The following is a 23457-nucleotide window of genomic DNA, read 5'->3' as shown; positions in this document are numbered from 1 at the left end:
TCTCTCTCCTTGTATTTCGTTATTTTAAATTATTAATGCGCTCTGCCTGGCTTAAAATGTCAGTGACTCTTACACCGAAGTTTTCTTCAATGACAACGACCTCGCCTTTGGCAACGATACGCTGATTAACTAGAATATCTACCGGCTCACCGGCTAATTTATCAAGCTCAATAATACTTCCGGCAGAAAGCTCCAAAATCTCTTTTACGCTTCTCTTTGTTCTGCCAAGCTCAACAGTGATCGAAAGCGGGATATCCAAAAGCATATCCAGATTGTTAATAGGAGTTTGTGAAGCCTCGTTTGGGTCAAACGCGGAAAATTCAACCGGTGAAACCTGAACTGGCGCTGTTTTTTTCGGTGTTCCCTGCCTTTTTGGCGGCTGTTGCTGCTGTGGTTCAATACGCGGCTCTGGCGTCACAGGCTCTTTCGGCTGCTCATATGTAACATCAGGCTGCGGCGTTGTTTCTTCCTCTGCATTCCCTGTATTCATAAGGCTTGAAATTAAATCTTTCGCAAATGTCAGCGGGTAAAGCTGCATAATGCTGGAGTCTATTAAATCTCCCACCTTTAAGTTGAAAGAAACTTTCACCAGCATTTCATCATCAGGAATACGGTCAGTTCCCTTTTCTTCAGTGACATCAAGCAATTCAACCCGAGGCGGTGAAATATCAATTTTTTTACTGAATACAGTAGACATTGATGTAGCTGCCGAACCCATCATTTGGTTCATCGCTTCTTGAACCGCGCTTAAATGGATTTCACCCAGTGAAGGGTCCGCGCCTTTTCCGTCTCCCCCAATCATTAAGTCAGCAATGATTGCCGCGTCATTTTGTTCCACGACCAACAGATTGCTGCCGCTGAAGCCCTCCGTATAATTCACTTCAATCGCTACATACGGTTCAGGAAACGCATCGCTGATTTTACTTTTAGGAATGACAGTTACGCTCGGAGTCGTAATATCGACCTTTTGATTTAATAACGTTGACAGTGCTGTCGCAGAACTGCCGAATGAAATATTTCCGATTTCACCGATCGCATCACGCTCCATTTCCGATAAGTCATGTATTTCCGGAACCTCTGGCTCATCCGGCGTGCTGCCTGTGCCGTTAAGAAGCGCGTCAATCTCATCTTGAGATAATCTATTATTCTCCATCTTGTTCACCTCTTATGTCGTGATCTAATATTTGCACTGCCTGTTTTCGATTCACCCGGCCGGCTTGTCCTAAAAATTTCGGCTTATCTCCGACCAATACAGTAAGAGGATCCGTGACTGATTTGTCCAAAGTTATGCAGTCTCCGACTTCTAAACTTAAAAACTCTTCTATTGTCAGTTCAGATGTGCCGAGCTCGGCCACGACAGGTATTTGTGCTGTCATGATACGTTTTTCAAGCGACTTTGTTTCCTCAGGCTTTGGCTCATTTCTATCTGATTGCATCCAATAGTGGACTGAAAGCTTCGGTATGAGCGGCTCGAGGACGATATGCGGGATACAGAGATTTATGACACCGCTGATTTCACCGATTTGGGTATTGAGTGAGATTACCACGACCGTTTCATTAGGAGATACCATCTGAACGAATTGCGGATTCACTTCAAACTCAGTCATTTCCGGTTCAATATCAGCAATTGACTGCCAAGCCTCTTTATAATTTCCCAGTGCATTTTCAAATAAATTAGAAATGATTTTCGTTTCAATTTCTGTCAAGCTGTCTACCTTATTATGACTGATTCCTATTCCGCCCATTACCCGATCCATCATCGTATATGCAATCGTCGGATTAACCTCCATCATAATTCTGCCTTCCATCGGATGGACATCAAACAGATTTAAAATCGTCATGTTCGGGATGGATCTGATAAATTCCTCATAAGGGACCTGGTCAACAGAGCTGACAGATATGTGAATATAGGTTCTGAGCTGAGCAGAAAAGTGAGTAGTAAGAAGTCTTGCAAAATTGTCATGAATTCTCGTTAAACTGCGGATCTGATCCTTAGAAAACCGCAGCGCACGTTTGAAATCATAAACTTTCACTTTCTTCTCTTTTTCTTCTTTTTTCAGCTCTTCAGCGTCCATTTCACCAGTTGATATTGCAGAAAGCAGTGCATCTATTTCATTTTGGGAGAGAACTTCTCCTGACATTTTCCTCACCTCCGTATTCTGTCAAATTATTGTTTATTGCAGATTAAAGGAGGTAATATACACTTTTTCTACTTTTCCTTCTTGGAGGTAGCTATTTATTTTATCTTTTAGTTCCTTCTTAAAGGCTTCTTTTCCCTTGTCTCCCTCAATCTCATTAGCATTCGTATCAGCCAGCAGTGATATTACAGCGTCCTTTACTTGAAAATCCCGCTTTTCAAGTTCTTCTTTTGATTTATCAGAGTCAGTTTCAAGTTTAATAGCAAGCCGGATAATGTTATCAGACTTTAAATTTGTTGTGATCTCTTCTACATCAACAGAAGATGCAACGATTTCATCAATACTTTTTTTCGCTTCACTTTTTTCGGACTTTCCGCCTAAAACAAAATAAGCCGCCGCCCCGAGACCACCAATTACAATAAGAATAATTAGTAAAATGATCATTAATTTTTTCTTCATTCCGGTTCCTCTATTCCTTGATCCATTGAAAATATTTGTATTTTTCGGTAGAAAGATGCGATCTTTTCCAGAACAGCTTCTTCATCTTCTTTCACTACAAACTTCTTACCGTTTGACAGAGTGATTGTAGTATCCGGAAAACATTCAATCTGTTCAATAAATAACGCATTCAGTGTAAAAGGCTGCCCATTCAAACGGGTTACTTTAATCATAAAACAGCGGAGAAGCGATTACTCGCCTCCCCTCCCTCCTTAACGTTTAAGGTTAACCAGTTCTTGAAGGATTTCATCAGATGTTGTAATAATTTTTGAGTTTGATTGGAATCCACGCTGGGCAACGATCATTTCAGTAAATTCGTCAGTTAAATCAACGTTAGACATTTCGAGAAATCCTGATTTAAGTGAACCTGTACCTCCATCACCAGGCTGGTTGGCTGGACTGGCAGTCCCAGAGTTTAAAGATTCACGGTATAAGTTACTTCCAATTTTATCCAAACCGTCGCTGTTTGCAAAAGTAACAATCCCGATTTGTCCGCCGTCTTGTGTTTGACCGCCTGCGTCAACAATTGACACCTTTCCATCAGAACCAATACTAAAACTTTGTGCATCTGTAGGAATTTGAATAGTTCCACCATCCATATTTAATACATGGTAGCCATCACCTGTAACCAATGTTCCGGTATTATCTAAATAGAAGTTTCCTGCTCGTGTATAAGCCGTTCCGTCGCCTGTATCAATTCTAAAGTAACCATCGCCGTCAATCGCTAAATCAAGTGTTCTTCCTGTGCTTTGTGTTGCGCTTGTTGAATGAATTGTATCGATTGTGCCTGAAGATGAACCTAAACCGATCTGCTTAGAGTTCGTACCGCCTATAGTTGCACCAGCCGCAGAACCGCCGGCAATCGTTTGGCTTACCATATCTTTAAAGGTAACACGGCTCTTTTTGAATCCTACTGTATTCACGTTGGCTATGTTGTTGCCGATAACGTCAAGCTTTGTTTGAAAGTTTTTCATACCGCTGATTCCAGAATAAAGTGAACGTAACATTATAAATTCCCCCAGATTTTTTTATTTAGAAGACTGTGCTACAGACATTACATTCCACGGGTTGATCTCGGTCCCATCATCAAGAATGAGATAATAGTTTCCTTTAGAATGTTTAACAGAGCATACAGTGCCAGTTTTATCTGTTGTACTTTGACCATCAGTCCAAGATACTTCTTTTCCCAACCAATCAACATACGAAGTAAACGGATCTTGATTCTCAACGAATTGAGTCATGGTCTTATTCATGTTCATCATTTGCTCCAAGCTTGAAAAAGTCGCCATCTGACTGATAAATTCTTTGTCATCAACCGGGTTGAGCGGATCTTGGTTTTGGACTTGGGTCATTAATATTTTTAAGAACTCATCTTTCCCCAAGCTGCTATTGCTAGTCGTCACAGTGTTTGTTTTTTCAGGCAGTTTATATTCTGAACTTATAGAAGTCATTCTTCTTCCTCCAATTCAACCATCGATACTTCATCGAGGATATCGCCGAAATCATTTGATTGCTTTTTCTGTCTTTGCTGTCTCTGCCCTTCTTGCTGCTGTTTCTGTTCATCTGCAAGCTGGCCATAGATCGGCTGATCCCCGCTTTGGACAGGGAGAGTAAAACGGTCAATTTGGACGGCCATATTTGGTAATGATTGCTTCAGCTGAGGAAGATGCTGTTCAAGCAGTTCTTTTGCTGATTGGCTCGATGCGATGATTTTACTCTGAAACATTCCATTTTCATTTGTCAGCTTGATTGTGACAAACCCTAAATGCTCAGGGTTCAGCCGAATAGTGAAACTTCCCGTCGATCTGCCGAAAGGCGTATACTTCATCTGCTTCCACGCATTGATCACTTGATCAGCCACCGTTTTTGTTTCAGCAGTCGGTAAATCAGATGAAAGCTGCTGCAGATCAAGTGTTTGCACTCCCCCAGTGCTCCGGTATCCTGAAAACAGCATTTGGAGTCCTGATTTTCCATCTACAGGCTGAAGACTTCCAGAAACATCCGATGCACTTTTGCTGGATGAACTCTGCGAGAGCGGTGCGAAGACACGCTTTCCAAAGTCTTGCGATGATTCGGATGATTTCGATAACAAGAACGCTTTCAGCTGACTTTCAGCTAAATTCCATTCTTTGGTCCCTTTTTGAGGAAGCATAGACATTTGTTCCATTAAGCTTTGAAAGCTTTTCAGCTCTGACGCTGTCATCGAATAAAGTTTTGAACTGGACTTTTCTTTAGTGAATATTTGCTGTTTAAGATCCTGAATCAGCTGTTGAGCTACGCCCTTTTTTTCTAATGCAGAAAGAAATTGATCTCCATTTTGATAAATGACATGAGCTTCATTGACATTCCCGCGATCAGACAGCTTATTCCCTTCTAGCAGCTGACTAATGAACATGTGGAGAAGGACAAGTACTTTACCATTCTCAGATACTTCATTCTCCTGATTTGATTGCTCTGTATCAGACTTCAGTTCTCCATTAATGTCTGCAGCAGAATCATTGACTCCTAGGGCCGTTTTACCTTCTGAAATGATTTTCTCCGCTTCTGTGAGTAATTGATCCATCTCGCCGGACATTTTTGATTCAACCGCTTGCAACAGATTCTGCAGCGCTTGCTGAGCAGTTTCATCCAACTGCTTCCCTGTTAGTTTGCTTAATGTTTGCAGAAGTTCCGCTTTTTGTTTGTCTTGATCTTCAGGATTTGCATGTAGCCATTCACTAATTGTTTTAAGCGCACCTGCTAAAAGCTGCTCACTGGTATCAGGAGTTCCTTTTCCTTGTTCTGAGAGTTCCTTCAATCCGGTCTCAGACATAAGCCAGTTTTGAAAAACTCCCTGGTTACTTTTCATGGTTTTAGCTGCAGTACCCGCCGTGGTTTGCAGCAAAGGTCCCGCTAATTCAAGTAGCTTCACCTTTAATTCCCCCTATTCTTGGCTGGCAGCAATTTTTTCTGTATAAGTTGCTGCTTGCTCAGGAGTCATTTTCGCCAATATGTCAGCAAGCTGCTTTTTGCTTAGGCCATTCAATATTTTCAGCGCTTCTTGCTCCTTTAATTGGGCAATAATTTTAGCTGCCTTTCCGCTGTCCATGCTTTTATATACACTGATCACTTTGTCATTTCCAGTAGAAGAATTCGAGCCTGATGTATTTTCAGTATTATCTTCAGATGCCTTTTTTTGATCCTCCGCCGTCTTTTCAAGTGAACGGATCTTTTGATTGAGCCTGTCGATTTCAGATTTACTCGTTTCTAAGTCTTTATTCAATATACTGATTTCACTTTTTTGATCCTTAATGGTCTTTTCCAGAGCTGCCGTATTACTGCTATCCTTACTTGATGCTGTGTCTTTTTTATTTTCGGTTTCAGGAACCAATTCTTTTAGAACCGGCGTTTTTGCCGCAGCTTCCTGTATCGGCTTTAAAACATTGACACCAGCAGCCCAAAGAACAATTCCCCCTGCGATTAAAAGAAACATCAGCGGAAGGATAATGATAAGCAAAACCGAGCGGAACTTACCTGATTCTTTCTTTTTGCCGGACATTACATTCGCTCCTAATGGCCTTGAATCATAAACTGCTTAATCGAAATATCATCCATTTCTTTCATCTCTGCAGCTTTGTCTTCAAGAGCAAACATTTTAAACTGTTTTTCACGCATTTTTTCAAACTTTTTCACTTCAATATTTTTCTCTGTCAAAATTTCTTGTTTTTGATTCATTTGATTTCTTTTCATGATGACAAGCTTTTGATAGTGATAAATCGTATTTTCAAGATTTGAGACAAATTGCTGGTAATGTCTCATTTCTTGTACACTCATGCCGCTTTTCAATTTCTTTTCCTTATTTTGTTCAAGCAATTCCTTTTTGCTCATATTCTCATATAATTTTTCAGCAACATTTTCAAATTCAGAGACAGATTGCTGATACTCGGATAAGGATTGATCTTTCTCATTTTCTTTTAGTTCCAGCAGCTTTTGGAATCTAAATTGATAAGCCACGTTTATTCCTCATTTCCTGTCAAACTAGTTAACGAAGCAATACTTTCTTCCAATAATGCTGATTCGTCTGTTCCCTGTTTTAAAAATTGAATAAGCTGCGGATAATATTGTATCGCTTCATCGATTTCTCTTGAGGATCCTCTTTTATAAGCACCGATATTAATGAGATCTTCCGAATTTTGATATGTCGATAAAAGTTCACGGAATTTATTTGCTGCATCCAGGTGTTGTCTTGTCGATATGTTTGACATCACCCTGCTGATGCTTTTTAGTACATTTACTGCAGGAAACTGGCCTTTATTAGCAAGCGCCCTGTCCAACACAATATGCCCGTCTAAAATTCCGCGAACAGTGTCAGCAATCGGTTCATTCATGTCATCCCCGTCTACCAATACTGTATAAAAAGCCGTAATGGTTCCATGTTCATTAGCACCTGTTCGCTCTAATAAACGAGGTAAAATAGCGAACACAGACGGTGTATAGCCTTTTGTCGTCGGAGGCTCTCCGGCAGCCAGTCCAATCTCACGCTGCGCCATTGCCACCCTTGTAACAGAATCCATCATAAACATGACATTCCGGCCTTTATCGCGGAAATACTCAGCAATTGCCGTTGCTGTATATGCCGCTTTCAATCTCATTAATGCTGGCTGATCTGAGGTGGCAACGACTACAATCGATCGTTTCAGCCCCTCTTTTCCAAGATCTTTTTCAATAAACTCCCGAACCTCTCGCCCGCGTTCCCCAACAAGTGCAATGACGTTTAAGTCAGCCTCTGTCTGCTTGGCGATCATCCCCATTAATGTGCTTTTTCCGACACCGCTTCCTGCAAAAATGCCAATCCGCTGGCCTTTACCGACTGTCAGCAAGCTGTCAATTGATCTGACTCCGACACCCATCTTTTCACGGATAGGCGGCCGTTTCATCGGATTGGGCGGTGATTGCTCCGTCGATACAGGCGAAAGCCCTTTCGGCAAAAGCTTTCCGTCAAGCGGCTCGCCAAAAGCATCGATGACTTGTCCAATCAGTCCGGCTCCAACTTTAACCCGAAGAGATTCACCAGTGGCTTCTACAATGCTGCCGGGCGCAATGCTTGCAGCCTCTAAATAAGGCATAAGCAAAATATTTTCTTCCTGGAAGCCGACAACCTCAGCTTTAATGACTTTTCCAGATTGCCCTTTTGCATAAATCAGGCACACGTCGCCAATTGAGCTTGCAGGTCCTTTTGATTCAATCATCAGGCCGATCACCCGCTTGACTTTTCCGTACCGTTTATACGAGTCCGTCATTTCTATACAATCTATCAGACTCTGTGTCTTCATTCAGCTGCACCCGCTTCCAGCGCTGTCAGAAGTTTATCTTTCAATTGCATCAATTGAGTGTCAACACTCGCATCTACCCTGCCAAAAGGGGTTTCAATATAACAGGATCCTTTTTGAGCTTTTTCATCAGCATATATACCAAGCCGGCATTCTTTATAAAGGAGCTGCTTGATCTCATCTTTTTGCTGAAAGACCGTCTCATAGTAATATGGATCAACATATATTGATATATCGTCATATTCCTTTACTTCGTTTATGACCTGTTTCACTAGCAGAAGAAAAGCCTCTTTATCATCAGACTTTTGCTGCCAAACTTTTTTAGCTAGTGCAACAGCAAGCTCAACGATTTCTTCATTAGCGTCTTCAAGCTTATCCTCAACAGCTTTTCTGGACATTTCAGTTATGCTGTTTGCTTGGTCGATCAGCTCGGCATACTGCTGCATAGCCTTAGCTTTGCCTAATGCCATACCTTGTTCAAAGCCCTCGGCTTTTGCTTCCTCAATAAGCCGCTGTTTTTCAGCCGCCCAATCATTTTTTTCCTGCTCGATTTGACGGCGAATAGCTTCTATATGGCTGTTTGCTTGCTCAGATATCCGGTCAGCTTCCTCTTTCACTCGGGCCATAAGCGTTTCTGGGTTCTCTTCAGCCTGCAAAAGGTGAGAATGCTCGATACGCACCTCTTGTACAGAGAGTTTTCTTCTTTCTTTTTTTGGAGAAAAAGATGATTCTTGTTTAATGATATTAGACAATAATATCGTCCCCTCCGCCTCTTGCTATCACAATTTCACCGGCTTCTTCAAGCTTTCTGACGATGCTTACAATTCTTGATTGAGCTTCTTCTACATCTTTCAAGCGTACAGGGCCCATGAATTCCATTTCTTCTTTAAAGGTTTCAACCATACGCTGTGACATATTGTTGAATACAATTTCTTTGACTTCCTCGCTTGCAACCTTTAATGAAAGGAGCAGATCGTCGTTTTCAACATCGCGAATGACTCTCTGAATTGCGCGGTTATCAAGTGTAACAATATCTTCGAAGACAAACATCCGCTTTTTAATTTCTTCAGCAAGATCGGGATCCTGAATTTCCAATGAATCTAAGATCGTCTTCTCTGTTCCTCTGTCTACCCCGTTTAACACTTCAACAACAGCTTCAATTCCGCCTGTTTGTGTATAATCCTGAGTAAATGCAGAAGATAATTTTTGTTCCAGAATTCGTTCTACTTCATTAATAATTTCAGGTGACGTTCTGTCCATGACCGCGATTCTTCTCGCAACCTCAGCCTGTACCTCAGGATTCAGCTCGGATAAAATTTGCCCGGCTTGCACAGGATCTAAATAAGACAAGATTAAAGCCATCGTCTGCGGATGCTCTTGCTGTATAAAATTCAAAATTTGTTCGGGCTCCGCTTTTCTGGCAAAATCAAATGGTTTAACCTGTAAAGAAGAAGTCAGCCTGTTAAGAATGTTTTCTGCCTTATTCTCTCCAAGCGCCTTCTCAAGAACTTGTCTCGCATAGCTTAGACCGCCTTGAGAAATATAATCTTGCGCAATGGCTATATTATGAAATTCTTCTATAATTTCATCCTTTTTTTGATGATCGACACTTCGAACACCTGATATTTCCAGGGTAAGCCTTTCAATTTCTTCATCGGTTAAGTGCTTATATACAGAAGCTGACACATCTAACCCCAAGGAAATCATGAGAATGGCTGCTTTTTGTTTTCCTGTAAGCTTATCTTGATCACGTCTCGCCATTTCTAATTCCTCCTAATCCTCGGCCAGCCAGCTTCTCAGCAGTTTTGCAAAATCCTCCGGCTTGTCTTTCGCCATCTTTTCAAGCTGTTTTCGTCTGACTGTTTCCGCTGTTTCATTTTCCTCTTCATTGATATCAGGCAAATTGATTGGTTCTTGAGGAACCTCATACTCATATTCCTCAAATTCATCCTCTTGCGCCCGTTTCTTTCTGACAAGCATAATGATCAGAACAATGATCGCTGCGATTAAAACACCGCCTGCGATATATGCCCATAGCGGGATACCTGAGGATTTTTCCGTATTTGTATCCAAGTTGACTTTCCCGTCAAATGGCTGAACGGAGACCACAATTTTATTATTAATATCTTCATCAGAAAGGTTCTGGTTTTGTGTAGCATCCTTATCCAATGATGTTCTGACTACAGTTGAGAGGATTTTTTGTATATCATCCTGTCTTTCAGTTGATAGCGACGCTGTATTTTTGGCATCAGGCGGCTCTACCATTACTTGAATCCCTAAATCTCTGACCTTATAAGGGCTTTCAGCGATTTCCTTGTGGATTCGGTTAACCTCGTAATTGATTTTATTGCTGCTTTTTTCATAGTTTCCGCTTTCGGCATTTTCACCGTCAGCTTTATAATTTGTTACATCTTCGTCACCGGTTCCGGCAGTTCCACCGTTGGCTGCGCCGTCACCCTGGTATGTTTCAGATACCTTTTCCGCGCTTACTGCAATGCCTTCCATGTTTTCTTTATCAACAGGTTCGACAATGTCTTCTGTGCGATTTTCTTTGGTGAAATCAATGTCTGCTGTAACAGAGACAACGACTTTATCTTGGCCCATCATCGTACCGAGCAGTGACTGAACATGTTTTTGAATGTCTTTTTCAACTTGAGACTTAATTCCTTGCTGAGAAGAATAACTATCCGCATAGGACCCTGCATCGCTGTCTGATTTGTCGTAGTATGTAGAGTTTTGGTCCATGATGACGATGTTATCTTCTTTTAGGTTCGGCACGCTTTTTGATACCAGATGATACAATCCGTTGATCTGGCTTTGATCAAGTGTATAGCCCGGTTGAATCTGCAGAACGATTGATGCAGATGCTGCAGATTGTTCCTCACCGACAAACACAGCGTCTTTCGGGAGATTAATCATTACTTTTGAGTTTTTGATACCGTCCATTTCATTGATCAAATTTGACAGTTCCGTCTGTGTTGCTTTCACTTTCACCATATCAAACTCATTGTCTGTCAAACCAAAGCCGGCATTCTGCCCAAAAAATGAATAATCAATTGATCCGGTTTTAGGAAGTCCTTCTGCAGCCAGCTGCACTTTCAATGAATCAACCTGATCCTCCGGAACGCTAATCACTGTACCGCCATTCGAAAGCTCGTTCGGCACTTTTTTCGCATCCAGTTCTTCTTTGATTTGCCCTGCTTCTTCGGCAGACAAATCTTTGTACAGCGGCGCCATTTTAGAACTTGAAGCAAAAACGCTAATAATAATTCCAATAATAATAATTGCCGCTAAAGCACTAATCATTAAAATCTTTTGTAATTTAGATCTATTTTTCCAAAACTCGCTCGTTTTGTTTTTCATTTGCATTAGAGTACGATTCATGTTAACCCCCGGTCATTCCACTCTTTCTCTTAATCGTCAGACCCCCTACATTTGCATTCTCATAATCTCCTGATAAGCTTCCACTGCTTTATTGCGGAACTCTGTTGCTGCAGTTAGAGAGATGCTTGCTTTTTGAGCGGCGATCATGACCTCATCAAGATTTACATCTTTTCCTGCAGCCAAGGCATTAGTCATGTTGTCAGAAGTTACTTGGGACTCATTTAACGAACTAATAGAGTTTTTTAAAAGCTCCGAAAAGCTTGTTTGATTTGAAGAATCTGTTTTTTGGCTATTGTTTACTTGATTTGTTGCATTTTGAGTGTTTTGAGTATTTTGAACCTGAAAAGGAGAAATTGCATTAATCACATTCATTCACCTTACTTTCCGATTTCTAACGCCTTCATCAGCATTCCCTTTGTGGCATTCATCGCTGTGACATTCGCCTCGTATGATCTTGTGCTGCTGACAAGGTCAACCATTTCTTTCAACGGATCTACATTAGGCTTTTGTACATATCCTTCAGCGTTTGCATCAGGGTCTGTCGGATCATATACAAGATTAAATTCTGAGTCATCTTCCGTAATTTTAGAAACTTTCACACCGTTTCCAGCATTGCCGCTTCCGCTCATTTGAGAATTGAGAATGGAAGAGAACGATTCACCTTTTGACTGCAGGGAAACCATTTTTCTTCTGTAAGGGACCCATTCTCCGTTCACCTGCTTAGCTCTTGTCGTATCCATATTTGCCAAGTTAGACGATACAACGTCCATTCTGACTCGCTGAGCTGTTAAAGCAGATGCTGAAACATTTAAGCTATGAAAAGCTGTCATCATTTTCCTCCTGTTAATACGGTCTTCAGCGAATTAAATTTACCGTTCATTCTTTCAACTAAAGCTTGATAGTTGATTTGATTTTGTGCCAATTCTGTCATCTCTTTGTCAACGTCAACATTGTTTCCGTTTTGCTGATACGATGTATCTCCGCTCGTTACAATTGAATAATTCGAATCAGTGCCAGAAAAATCAATATGACGATAGTCTGTTTTTATCGCTTCAAGACGAGAGGATTCTTGATCTAATAAATTTTGGAAAGAGACTTTTTTTGCCTTATAGTTCGGTGTATCTATATTGGCGATATTATTAGTTATGACTTTTTGCTTAATATCCGCTCTGCTCAAGGCATTTTCAAGATTTTGTATCGTTCCAGAAAATAAGCTCAAATCCACTTACCTCCATTTCAGTTTTTTTCACCCTCAATATCCTTGTCGAGAATTGTAAAACTATATGCTTATTGTAAGAAATAACAGGCATAAAGTCTATGAAGATCGTGTAAAAAAATGTCCTCACAATTATCTATTTTACAACTAGGTACATAGTCCTAGATTGTTAGAACTACATTTTCCGCCTTAATATAAGCCTGAAAATAGCAGAATTTCTGTTTTTTCTATATTCTTTTCGTCATTTTTAAGCCTTTTTCAAGAAATTTGCGAGATTTATTAAAATTATTACAAAGAAAGACTTTCATCCCAGGAATTAAAGCATATTGATTTCCTTTATTTGAAATAAAAAAAGAACCCCTTATAAGGGGTTCTTTGACATGATTAATGAGATTTTAGATTTTCTAATTCAATTAGGAATTTGTTGTTTAGGACTTTGATATAAGTACCTTTCATTCCTAATGATCTTGACTCGATAACACCCGCGCTTTCCAGCTTTCTGAGTGCGTTCACAATAACAGAACGGGTAATGCCGACGCGATCAGCGATTTTACTTGCAACAAGAAGACCTTCGTTTCCGTCAAGCTCTTCAAAAATGTGCTCAATTGCTTCAAGCTCACTGTAAGAAAGAGAACTGATAGCCATTTGAACGACAGCTTTGCTTCTTGCTTCCTCTTCGATTTCTTCTGCTTTTTCTCTCAGGATCTCCATTCCAACAACTGTAGCGCCGTATTCAGCGAGGATTAAGTCATCGTCATTAAACTGATCCTGTAAACGTGAAAGAATGAGTGTTCCTAATCTTTCTCCGCCACCGATGATCGGCACAATTGTTGTTAAACCAGCTTGGAACAAGTCTCTGTTTTCAACAGGAAAAGCAGTATATTCACTATTAATATCCAAGTTAGAAGATGTTTCAGGGACATTAAACAGATTTTTCGTATATTCTTCAGGGAATTGACGATCCTCAAGCATTTTTTTCATACGATCATTTTCAATTTGCTGGTTAATAGAATATCCAAGGAGTTTGCCTCTGCGGCTTACAACGAAAATATTGGAATCAATTACATCCCGCAGCGTCTCCGCCATTTCCTTGAAATTTACCGGTTTCCCTGCCGCAGCTTGCAGCATGGAGTTAATAATTCTTGTTTTTTGTAATAAAGCCATGATAAATAATCCTCCTAAACATTCCTCTTATTAAATTTTTCACAATATAAATTGACTTAAATCTTTGTTTTTGGCTATCGTTCCGAGCTTTTCTTCGACATACTGTGGTGTAATCGTTATTTTCTCCATTGTTACATCAGGAGCTTCAAACGATAAATCTTCTAATAGACGTTCAAGTATTGTATGAAGGCGTCTCGCACCGATATTATCTGTGTCCTGGTTCACATGATAAGCCACTTCAGCAATCTTATGAATAGCTTCGTCAGAAAATTCAAGAGATATACCTTCAGTCTCTAATAATGCCTGATATTGTTTCAGCAGCGCATTATCCGGCTCAACCAAAATTCTTACAAAGTCGTCTACCGTGAGTTTGCTCAGTTCTACACGAATCGGGAAACGCCCCTGCAGTTCAGGAATCAAATCAGACGGTTTGGCCATATGAAACGCTCCTGCTGCAATAAATAACACATGGTCCGTTTTTACCGAACCATATTTAGTGACAACGGTAGAACCCTCAACGATTGGGAGAATGTCCCGCTGAACGCCTTCTCTAGATACATCGGCAGAGGATGACGCCCCACCGTTTTTTGCAATCTTATCAATTTCGTCGATAAAGATAATCCCACTCTCTTCTGCTCTTTGAACAGCTTCCTGGCTGACTTCATCCATATCGATGAGTTTGCTTGCTTCTTCATTCGTCAGGACTTTTCTGGCTTCTCTGACTGTCATTTTGCGCCGTTTCTTTTTCTTTGGCATTAACCCGCTCAGCGCATCCTGCATATTCATGCCCATCTGCTCCATACCCGAGCCCTGCAGCATGTCAAACATAGAAGGCTGCTGCTCTTCGACTTCTACTGTTACATAGTGGTCTTCCAGCTCTCCTAAAGCCAGCTGATGTGCCATGCGTTTTCTTTTTTCTTCAATGTTTGCTTCTTCCTGGCTTTCCGCCTCATCTTCACCGTTCGGTTGGCTGCCGCCAAAAAACATTTCAAACGGATTTTTAACGCCTGATTGTTTTTTCTTCCCAGGAACTAACAGACGAACAATGCGTTTGTTTGCATTTTCTTCTGCCTGCTCCTTTACTTCATTCATTTTCTCTTCTTTTATAAGCCGTACAGAAGTTTCCACAAGGTCTCTAACCATTGATTCAACATCTCTGCCTACATAGCCGACTTCGGTAAATTTTGTTGCTTCAATTTTGATAAATGGCGCTCCTGAAAGCTTAGCGATTCGTCTTGCAATTTCAGTTTTTCCAACGCCGGTAGGCCCCATCATTAAAATGTTTTTCGGAACGACCTCGTCCTTCAGCTTTTCATCCAGAAGACTTCTTCTATAGCGGTTTCTTAATGCCACGGCGACAGCTTTTTTCGCGTTTTGCTGACCGACAATATATTGGTCTAACCGATCTACAATCTGTCTTGGTGTTAACGATTGTTTTTCCATGCGCCTCAAGTCCTTTCTATTCAAGCTCTTCCAGTATGATTTGATCGTTCGTGTAAACACAAATTTCGCCTGCTGTTTCTAACGCGGCTCTAGCAATTTCACTTGCAGACATAGTTTCACCGGCATGTTTTTTCAAAGCTCTTCCGGCTGCCAGAGCGTAATTGCCTCCTGACCCAATCGCGAGGATGCCGTCATCTGGTTCGATTACCTCGCCTGTTCCCGATACGAGAAGCAAAGTATCCTGGTTCATAACAATCAGCATGGCTTCAAGCTTTCTAAGCACTTTATCACTGCGCCATTCCTTCGCAAGCTCAACAGCTGCCCGTTTTAAGTTGCCGTTATATTCTTCAAGCTTAGCTTCAAACTTTTCGAATAATGTGAAAGCGTCTGCAACAGATCCCGCAAACCCAGCAAGAACCTTGCCGTTAAACAGTTTTCTCACCTTTCTTGCAGTGTGTTTCATGACAACAGCCTGACCAAATGTCACTTGGCCGTCTCCGGACATAGCGCTTCGTCCCTTATGCTGTACGGCAAATATTGTGGTCGCATGAAAAGATGACATAAAGGGCCTCCTTTAATTTTTCTTAAAAGCTCTTGGATGGTGAGACATATATGTGTTTCTCAACATTTCCTTCGAAACGTGCGTGTATATCTGTGTCGAAGACAGATTGGAATGCCCGAGCAGTTCCTGAACGCTTCTCAAATCTGCTCCTTCGTTTAACAGATGAGTGGCGAACGTATGTCGAAGCATATGCGGATGGATATGTAAAGTGCCGGACGCTTTTTGAACAAGCCCGCTTAAAATATGTCTGATACCTCGGGCTGTAAGCGGTCCGCCTCTTTGATTTACGAATAATAGATCATGAGGTTCTTTTGCTTTCCTCAGCAAGCACTGTCTTCCGCTATTCATATATACCTTCAACGCTTCGCGGGCGTAAGACCCAAAGGGGATATAGCGCTGCTTCTTGCCTTTACCGTGAACAAGAACAGTGTCCATAAATAAGTCAACGTCGTTAACCGTTATGGAACAGCATTCACTGACCCTCATTCCGGTAGCATAAAGAAGCTCTAACAGCGCTTGATCCCTCATTCCGGTTGGCTGGCTTATATCTGAAACTTCAAACAGCTCCTCAAGCTCTTTTTGATATAGAAACTTTGGTATCCGTTTCTCTTGTTTCGGCAGATGAACAAGCTGAAACGGATTTTCTTCAACAAGCTTTTCCCGCATCAGAAACTTATAAAAGCTTCTTAATGCAGATATCTTTTTGCTTATTGTTCTTCTCGATAAACCTTTTTCATAAGCTTCTGTCAAAAAAATCCTAGTATCTTGATATGCAGCTTTTTCAAATCCATTTATACCTTGAACGCGCAGGAAAGTCTCGAATTCTTCAATTGAATCCACATAATTCACAATAGTATATTGTGAATAATTTTTTTCAATTTGTAAATATTCAACGAATAACTTTACGAAATTCTTAACATTCTCCATGCCTAATACCTCCCCTGAAGGGCTTTTAAATGGTATCACAAATCGCGTTCAGGTTGCAATCAATACCTATATTGTTTTCGAAATTGTTTGAATTGTCTCAATCGCACGGTTCGCATATTGTTCATTACGCTCTTTTTTATTTTTAATTTTAACAGGCAATTCTTTTAAAAGCCCAAAGTTTGCATTCATCGGCTGGAAGTTCTTCTGGTTTGTTGTTGTAATATAGTGAGCCATACTGCCTATTGCTGTTTCCTGAGGAAAAGTGACAAGCTCTTCTCCTAAAACAAGTTTAGCCGCATTAATTCCCGCTACCAGTCCTGAGGCAGCTGATTCTACATATCCTTCTACTCCCGTCATTTGGCCTGCAAAGAACAGATCACTGCGGTTATTAAATTGATAAGTCGGCTTTAACAGGCTTGGAGAGTTAATGAACGTGTTTCTGTGCATCACGCCGTATCTGACGATTTCTACATTTTCAAGCCCTGGGATCAATTTGAGAACTTCCTTTTGGTCTCCCCATTTTAAATGTGTCTGGAAGCCTACAATATTATAGAGTGTTCCCGCAGCATCATCCTGTCTGAGCTGAACGACAGCATGTGGACGTTTTCCTGTAACAGGATGCTCTAAACCAACCGGTTTCATCGGTCCGAAAAGCATTGTTTTCTTTCCCCGTTTTGCCATGACTTCAATCGGCATGCAGCCTTCAAAGAAAATCTCTTTTTCAAATTCTTTTAACGGAACTGTTTCTGCTGATGTTAATGCTTCATGAAAACGGTCAAACTCCTCTTCTGTCATCGGGCAGTTCAAGTATGCCGCTTCACCTTTATCGTAACGGGATTTCAAGTATACTTTATCCATATCAAGGCTGTCTTTTTCTACAATTGGTGCCGCTGCGTCATAAAAATACAAATAGTCTTCGCCAGTCAGCTCCTTCAGCTGTGCAGACAGTGATTCAGATGTTAACGGACCCGTTGCGATAATTGTAGGGCCTTCAGGAATTCCTGTCACTTCTTCATTAATAACAGTTACGTTTGGGTGATTTTTAACCCGATTTGTTACACTTGCGGCAAATTCATGACGGTCTACTGCGAGAGCTCCGCCGGCAGGCACCGAACATTCGTCAGCAGCCGCGATGATGGCTGAATCAAGCGCCCGCATTTCTTCTTTTAATACACCGACAGCGTTAGCAAGCGTATTGGAGCGCAGAGAGTTGCTGCACACAAGCTCGGCAAATTTATCTGTATGGTGCGCAGGCGTTTGTTTAACAGGGCGCATTTCATATAATTTGACTTGAATCCCCCGTTTGGCAAGCTGCCATGCTGCTTCACTTCCTGCGAGTCCGGCTCCGATTACATTCACTGTTTGTTGGTTCATCTTTCACATCTCCTAGTTTATTATTCAAGGCCTTCTTTTAACACACAAAGAAGGTGAGCAAGACCCTGCTCACCGCTACTTCTGTGGTTCTTCCTTATAATCGCATTCCACGCATTGGACTTGTATGCCTTTTTTGAGTTTTTTCTCGACGAGCATTTTCCCGCATTTCGGGCATTTTCGTTCAATTGGTTTGTCCCAGGAAACGAATTCACAGTCCGGATAACGGTCACAGCCGTAAAAGACCCGTTTCTTTTTCGATTTTCGCTCAACTATATTTCCTTCACCGCAGCTCGGGCACTTCACGCCGATTTGTTTCACAATCGGTTTTGTGTTCCGGCAGTCCGGGAAGTTGGAGCAAGCTAAGAATTTACCGTATCTACCCATTTTATATACCATTGGAGAACTGCATAATTCACAATCTTCCCCTGCATATTCCGGTTCGATTTCAACTTCCTTCATTTCCGATTCGGCTTTTTTGACGCGTTTTTCAAAATCGGTGTAGAAGTTATCAATAATCTTGACCCATTCGGTATTGCCTTCTTCAACATGATCAAGGTCTTTTTCCATTTTCGCTGTAAACTCAACGTTAATGATTTCAGGGAAAAATTCCATGATCAAGTCAAGGACAATCTGTCCCAGTTCAGTCGGAACAAAGCGTTTATTATCCAAAGACACGTAACCACGCCGCTGAATGGTATCAAGCGTCGGTGCATATGTGGAAGGACGGCCGATGCCGAGTTCTTCAAGAGTTTTCACAAGCCGTGCCTCAGTATAGCGCGGAGGCGGCTGGGTAAAATGCTGCTCCGGTTCTATATCTTTTGATAATACCGTGTCGCCTTCCTGTAAGTCAGGCAGCATCCGGTCTTTTTCTTCCATTTGGTCGTCTTTTCCTTCGACATACACCTTCATAAACCCGGAAAACTTGACTTTACTTCCATTTGCACGAAATGTCAAACCATTGTTTGTCAGGTCAACACTCATTGTATCAAGAACAGCAGGTGCCATTTGGCTGGCAACAAAGCGCTCCCAAATTAATTTATACAATCTCATTTGGTCTCTTCCAAGCAATGCTTTTAATTCACTTGGTTTTCTGAGAACTGATGTCGGGCGAATTGCTTCGTGAGCGTCCTGAGCATTTTCATTCTTTTTCGCAGGCTTTCGTTTGCCGCCTAAGAACTCTTTGCCGTATGCCTGATCAATAAATGCAGCTGCTTCATCAACCGCCGTATTTGAAATACGGGTTGAATCCGTTCTCATATAGGTGATCAGACCGACTGTTCCTTCTCTTCCAAGATCAATTCCTTCATATAATTGCTGTGCAATCATCATCGTTTTCTTCGCTCTGAAATTGAGCTTACGCGCAGCTTCCTGCTGCAGGGTGGAAGTGGTAAAAGGCAAGGCCGGATTACGTTTGCGTTCCTTTTTCGTTACTTTTTCAACTGTATATTTATTGCCTTTGAGCTGAGAAAGAATGTCTTTTACATCGGCTTCACTTTTTAAAGGAAGTTTTTTGCCGTTTTTTCCGAAAAAGCTCGCTTCGAACGTTTCCTGTCCTTTTAAGAACGTACCGTCAATTGTCCAATATTCCTCTGGCTTAAAGTCGTTAATTTCTTTTTCACGGTCAATAATCAAACGGAGGGCAACAGATTGTACGCGGCCTGCGCTAAGCCCTTTTTTGACTTTTTTCCATAGGATAGGACTTATTTTATATCCGACAAGCCTGTCTAAAATACGTCTCGCTTGCTGTGCATCCACTAAATCCATATTGATCATGCGAGGATGCTTAAACGATTCCTTAATGGCATCTTTTGTAATTTCATTAAACACCACACGGCAATCTGAATTGAGATCTAAATCAAGGCTGTGTGCCAAGTGCCATGCAATCGCTTCCCCTTCTCTGTCGGGGTCGGCTGCAAGATACACTTTTTTGGCTTTTTTCGCAGCCGTTTTCAGCTCTTTTAATACCGGCCCTTTACCTCGAATGGTAATATATTTCGGTTCAAAATTCTGTTCTATGTCAACTCCCATTTGACTTTTTGGAAGATCCCGGACATGTCCCATTGATGCTTTCACTTTATATTTTTTACCTAAGTAACGTTCAATCGTTTTCGCCTTAGCGGGCGATTCCACGATGACTAGATAATCAGACATTTTCATCCCCCTCAAGAGGTGTTCTCTCTCTTCAAGTATTTCAATTTTGTTTTTGCAGCTGTCTTTATTTGGCTTTCAACATTTCATTCTTTATGATGAACGTCATTATTTAAATAGAAAACAATATGCAACTTTAAATCCTCACTATTATTAAATATTACAATGCCGTTTGTCAAACGATAATTCAAAAGGGTTCCGTATATTGAACGTTTCTCTCAGGAAGCTCCTCGAAAATATCCTCTGCTGACCTTATTGCTTTAGCCCCCTGCTGGATCAGTTTTATAGGACCTCCGGCGTAAGGGTCAAATAATGAACCGGGTACGGCAAATACTTCTCTCCCTTGTTCCAGTGCTTGATATGCAGTAATCAACGAACCGCTTTTTTCTTTGCCCTGCACGACAATAACTCCTTCACTTAGTCCGCTGATGATACGGTTTCTCATAGGGAAATGCCATTTTTGGGGTTTGGTTTCAGGTGGGTGCTCTGACAGAAGGATATGGTGTTTAGCCATGTAATCAGCTAACTGAAGGTTTTCCCGGGGATAAATGTGTTGAAATCCACCTGCAATGACGCCGATTGTCCGTCCCTTCGCCTTAATACTTGCAGCATGGGACATTCCGTCTATTCCAGACGCCAGTCCGCTGACAATCACCCAATTTTTACGGCAAAGCTCTTTTGTAAGATGATTGACAACTTGTATCCCATAAGCTGTTGGATTTCTTGTCCCTACAATTCCAATTTTCCTCCCTTTAGAAAGAAGGGTCATATCACCCTTTGCAAACAGGACGGCGGGGGGATCATAAATGGTTTTCAGCCAGAAAGGATATTGCTTTGAAGAAATCGGGATGGTGTTAATGCCTTGCTCATGGTAAGCAGCAAGTACAGGCTGAAGTTTTGGATAATGTTCTTCTATTTTGTTTTTTAATGCAGCTGCCTTTATTTTACCTTGAGTAACAGTTTCTAACACTGGTGACGTCAGCGACATAGACGGGTCGGCTTTCCACCATTTTAATAGAAGGGATGGGGATAATAATTGATTGATTCTGCAAATCATTAAACAGGCAGCGGCCTGATCCAATATATTGACCTCCTTTTGACAGAAAAAGCAGGAACAGCCTTGACGGCTGTCCCTTCTTTATTAGTGCGTTTTGCAAGTTTCGAACAAGTTCTTCTCTTTCAGCACCTTAATTAGGGTTTCACCCATTACAGAAGGTGTCTCTGCAACTTCGATACCGCATGCATTTAGGGTTTTGATTTTTTCATCAGCTGTCCCTTTTCCGCCGGAAATAATGGCGCCTGCATGCCCCATGCGCTTCCCTGGAGGTGCTGTTTTCCCGCCGATAAAACCAACTACCGGTTTTGTCATGTTGGCTTTTACCCACTCTGCCGCTTCTTCTTCGGCAGTACCGCCGATTTCGCCAATCATGATGACAGCATGTGTGTCAGGATCTTCGTTAAACGCTTTTAAAACGTCAATAAAGTTTGTTCCATTTACAGGATCGCCGCCGATTCCAACAGCTGTAGATTGTCCTACACCCGCTTCTGACAGCTGGTGCACCGCTTCGTATGTTAATGTTCCTGAACGTGATACAACGCCTACATGACCCTTTTTATGGATATATCCAGGCATAATGCCGATTTTACATTCCTCAGGCGTGATGACACCAGGGCAATTGGGCCCTATCAGTCTCGTTTTCTTGCCTTCCATGAAGCGTTTGACCTTCACCATGTCCAAAACCGGAATGTGCTCTGTAATACAAATCACGAGATCAAGCTCCGCATCTACAGCTTCCATAATCGCATCAGCTGCAAACGGTGCCGGCACATATATAACAGACGCGTTAGCGCCGGTCGTTTGAACTGCTTCAGCCACTGTATTAAATACAGGAACACCTTCCACTTCAGTTCCGCCTTTTCCAGGTGTTACACCGCCTACGATATTTGTGCCGTATTCGAGCATCTGCTTCGTATGAAATAAAGCGGTAGAACCTGTAATCCCTTGCACAATAACTCTTGTATCTTTATTAATAAAAACACTCATTATCTGGTCCCCTGCCTTTCATTCTTTCCTAAACTAAGGATACGATTTTCTGCGCGCCGTCAGCCATTGATTCCGCAGATGTAATATTTAATCCTGATTCACTAAGGATTTTCTTCCCTAGGTCCACGTTTGTGCCTTCAAGACGGACAACAAGCGGCAATGTCAAACCGACTTGTCTTGTCGCTTCAACAACCCCTTCTGCGATGACATCACATTTCATAATGCCGCCGAAAATGTTGACAAAAATCCCTTTAACGTTTTGATCAGAAAGAATGATTTTAAATGCTTCCGTGACTTTTTCTGCGGTTGCACCGCCTCCAACATCAAGGAAGTTGGCCGGTTCTCCTCCATAATGCTTGATAATATCCATTGTGGACATTGCAAGTCCCGCGCCGTTTACCATACAGCCGATATTTCCATCAAGGGAAATGTAGCTTAAGTCATATTTGGACGCTTCGATTTCTTTCGGATCTTCTTCATCCAAATCTCTGTATTCCATAATGTCCTTTTGTCTGTACAACGCGTTGCTGTCAAAATTCAATTTGGCATCAAGCGCCATCACATTTCCGTCGCCGGTAACAACGAGCGGATTGATTTCGGCGATTGAGCAGTCCTTCTCAACAAACGCTTTATATAGTCCAAGCATAAATTTAGCAGCTTTCCCCACAAGCTCTTTTGGAATATTAATAGCGAATGCGATTTCTCTGGCTTGATAGCCTTGGAGGCCGACAGCCGGATCAATGACAGCTTTCTTGATTTTTTCCGGTGTTTTCTCCGCTACTTCTTCAATTTCCGTTCCGCCTTCTTCAGAAGCCATCAGAACGATTCTAGAAGTGGCGCGGTCAAGCACAAGCCCCACGTAGTATTCTTTTTTAATATCGCAGCCTTCTTCAATAAGTAAGCGTTTTATTACTCGGCCGTCCGGACCCGTCTGATGTGTAACTAGGGTTTTCCCTAAGAGTTCTTCGGCATACACTTTCACTTCGTCTAATGATTTTGCTATTTTTACCCCACCAGCTTTGCCTCGACCGCCAGCATGAATTTGAGCCTTTACGACATAAACCGAGCTGGATAAGCTCTTTGCTTTCTCAACTGCTTCTTCTGCTGTAAAAGCCACTTTACCTTCAGGAACAGATACCCCATATTTTCTGAGGACTTCTTTTCCCTGGTACTCATGGATATTCATTTCCCATCCTCCTAACTTATGTAACAAAACTAAAATAGACTGCGCTTTCATTCTATAATAATAC

General features: G+C 41.6%; 25 protein-coding genes. All 25 read right to left on the bottom strand.

The window, feature by feature from the left end:
• Positions 1-19: 19 nt before the first annotated feature.
• The 25 genes from fliY to sucC all read right to left on the bottom strand — a co-directional run bounded on the left by fliY (position 20) and on the right by sucC (position 23393).
• Positions 20-1153, bottom strand: a complete 1134-nt coding sequence (gene fliY / locus M0696_RS08845) for a flagellar motor switch phosphatase FliY (protein WP_248602694.1) — start codon at positions 1151-1153, stop codon at positions 20-22.
• Positions 1143-2141 (bottom strand): flagellar motor switch protein FliM, encoded by a 999-nt coding sequence (gene fliM, locus M0696_RS08840; protein WP_003220879.1) that lies wholly within the window; start codon positions 2139-2141, stop codon positions 1143-1145. The genes fliY and fliM overlap by 11 nt, the downstream gene beginning before the upstream one ends.
• Positions 2142-2174: 33 nt before the next feature.
• The gene (gene fliL, locus M0696_RS08835) at positions 2175-2597 is read right to left on the bottom strand and encodes a flagellar basal body-associated protein FliL (RefSeq protein ID WP_166852955.1); all 423 of its coding nucleotides are present in this window, start codon (positions 2595-2597) and stop codon (positions 2175-2177) included.
• On the bottom strand, positions 2594-2809 hold the full coding sequence (gene swrD, locus M0696_RS08830; RefSeq protein WP_003220876.1) for a swarming motility protein SwrD: 216 nt from the start codon (positions 2807-2809) through the stop codon (positions 2594-2596). Before swrD ends, fliL begins: the two co-directional genes overlap by 4 nt.
• Before the next feature lie 39 nt (positions 2810-2848).
• Positions 2849-3643 carry a flagellar basal body rod protein FlgG gene (gene flgG / locus M0696_RS08825; RefSeq protein ID WP_166852957.1) on the bottom strand — a complete coding sequence of 265 codons (795 nt, stop codon included), beginning with the start codon at positions 3641-3643 and terminating at the stop codon, positions 2849-2851.
• 21 nt (positions 3644-3664) lie between these two features.
• The gene (gene flgD, locus M0696_RS08820) at positions 3665-4087 is read right to left on the bottom strand and encodes a flagellar hook assembly protein FlgD (RefSeq protein WP_166852959.1); all 423 of its coding nucleotides are present in this window, start codon (positions 4085-4087) and stop codon (positions 3665-3667) included.
• Complete coding sequence (locus M0696_RS08815; RefSeq protein WP_248602693.1) at positions 4084-5547, bottom strand: flagellar hook-length control protein FliK; 1464 nt, start codon at positions 5545-5547, stop codon at positions 4084-4086. The genes flgD and M0696_RS08815 overlap by 4 nt, the downstream gene beginning before the upstream one ends.
• A 12-nt stretch (positions 5548-5559) precedes the next feature.
• Positions 5560-6174, bottom strand: coding sequence for a MotE family protein (locus tag M0696_RS08810; protein WP_248602692.1), 615 nt, complete (start codon positions 6172-6174; stop codon positions 5560-5562).
• Positions 6175-6185: 11 nt separating this feature from the next.
• The gene (gene fliJ / locus M0696_RS08805) at positions 6186-6629 is read right to left on the bottom strand and encodes a flagellar export protein FliJ (RefSeq protein WP_003238536.1); all 444 of its coding nucleotides are present in this window, start codon (positions 6627-6629) and stop codon (positions 6186-6188) included.
• A 2-nt stretch (positions 6630-6631) separates the two neighbouring features.
• Complete coding sequence (fliI, locus tag M0696_RS08800) at positions 6632-7948, bottom strand: flagellar protein export ATPase FliI (protein ID WP_222142828.1); 1317 nt, start codon at positions 7946-7948, stop codon at positions 6632-6634.
• A complete protein-coding gene (fliH, locus tag M0696_RS08795; protein ID WP_248602691.1) occupies positions 7945-8697 on the bottom strand; it encodes a flagellar assembly protein FliH in 753 nt (250 codons plus the stop codon). The genes fliI and fliH overlap by 4 nt, the downstream gene beginning before the upstream one ends.
• Positions 8690-9706, bottom strand: coding sequence for a flagellar motor switch protein FliG (gene fliG, locus M0696_RS08790; RefSeq protein ID WP_003220860.1), 1017 nt, complete (start codon positions 9704-9706; stop codon positions 8690-8692). Before fliG ends, fliH begins: the two co-directional genes overlap by 8 nt.
• A gap of 12 nt (positions 9707-9718) precedes the next feature.
• Positions 9719-11329 (bottom strand): flagellar basal-body MS-ring/collar protein FliF, encoded by a 1611-nt coding sequence (gene fliF, locus M0696_RS08785; protein ID WP_248602690.1) that lies wholly within the window; start codon positions 11327-11329, stop codon positions 9719-9721.
• 45 nt (positions 11330-11374) lie between these two features.
• Entirely contained in the window at positions 11375-11695 is a 321-nt protein-coding gene (gene fliE / locus M0696_RS08780; protein ID WP_166852971.1) for a flagellar hook-basal body complex protein FliE, read from the bottom strand.
• A gap of 11 nt (positions 11696-11706) precedes the next feature.
• Positions 11707-12159: a flagellar basal body rod protein FlgC gene (flgC, locus tag M0696_RS08775; RefSeq protein ID WP_014113787.1), complete on the bottom strand. Its 453-nt coding sequence runs from the start codon at positions 12157-12159 to the stop codon at positions 11707-11709.
• The gene (gene flgB, locus M0696_RS08770; RefSeq protein ID WP_222142825.1) at positions 12159-12548 is read right to left on the bottom strand and encodes a flagellar basal body rod protein FlgB; all 390 of its coding nucleotides are present in this window, start codon (positions 12546-12548) and stop codon (positions 12159-12161) included. The genes flgC and flgB overlap by 1 nt, the downstream gene beginning before the upstream one ends.
• Positions 12549-12929: 381 nt before the next feature.
• Positions 12930-13709, bottom strand: a complete 780-nt coding sequence (gene codY / locus M0696_RS08765) for a GTP-sensing pleiotropic transcriptional regulator CodY (RefSeq protein WP_003220850.1) — start codon at positions 13707-13709, stop codon at positions 12930-12932.
• A gap of 39 nt (positions 13710-13748) precedes the next feature.
• The gene (hslU, locus tag M0696_RS08760) at positions 13749-15152 is read right to left on the bottom strand and encodes an ATP-dependent protease ATPase subunit HslU (protein WP_166852976.1); all 1404 of its coding nucleotides are present in this window, start codon (positions 15150-15152) and stop codon (positions 13749-13751) included.
• A gap of 16 nt (positions 15153-15168) precedes the next feature.
• Positions 15169-15714, bottom strand: a complete 546-nt coding sequence (gene clpQ, locus M0696_RS08755) for an ATP-dependent protease subunit ClpQ (RefSeq protein WP_166852979.1) — start codon at positions 15712-15714, stop codon at positions 15169-15171.
• 12 nt (positions 15715-15726) lie between these two features.
• Positions 15727-16641 (bottom strand): tyrosine recombinase XerC, encoded by a 915-nt coding sequence (xerC, locus tag M0696_RS08750; protein ID WP_166852982.1) that lies wholly within the window; start codon positions 16639-16641, stop codon positions 15727-15729.
• A gap of 66 nt (positions 16642-16707) precedes the next feature.
• Positions 16708-18015: an FADH(2)-oxidizing methylenetetrahydrofolate--tRNA-(uracil(54)-C(5))-methyltransferase TrmFO gene (gene trmFO, locus M0696_RS08745; RefSeq protein WP_166852985.1), complete on the bottom strand. Its 1308-nt coding sequence runs from the start codon at positions 18013-18015 to the stop codon at positions 16708-16710.
• Positions 18016-18090: 75 nt separating this feature from the next.
• Entirely contained in the window at positions 18091-20166 is a 2076-nt protein-coding gene (gene topA / locus M0696_RS08740) for a type I DNA topoisomerase (RefSeq protein ID WP_248602689.1), read from the bottom strand.
• Between the two features lie 184 nt (positions 20167-20350).
• The gene (dprA, locus tag M0696_RS08735) at positions 20351-21244 is read right to left on the bottom strand and encodes a DNA-processing protein DprA (RefSeq protein ID WP_222142822.1); all 894 of its coding nucleotides are present in this window, start codon (positions 21242-21244) and stop codon (positions 20351-20353) included.
• Between the two features lie 60 nt (positions 21245-21304).
• Entirely contained in the window at positions 21305-22207 is a 903-nt protein-coding gene (gene sucD / locus M0696_RS08730) for a succinate--CoA ligase subunit alpha (protein WP_024572248.1), read from the bottom strand.
• Positions 22208-22235: 28 nt separating this feature from the next.
• Entirely contained in the window at positions 22236-23393 is a 1158-nt protein-coding gene (gene sucC, locus M0696_RS08725; RefSeq protein WP_166852996.1) for an ADP-forming succinate--CoA ligase subunit beta, read from the bottom strand.
• Positions 23394-23457: the final 64 nt, after the last annotated feature.

Origin of the sequence: Bacillus rugosus (assembly GCF_023238245.1) — a bacterium.
GTDB lineage: Bacteria > Bacillota > Bacilli > Bacillales > Bacillaceae > Bacillus > Bacillus rugosus.
This window is presented reverse-complemented; position numbering and strand designations above follow the sequence as displayed.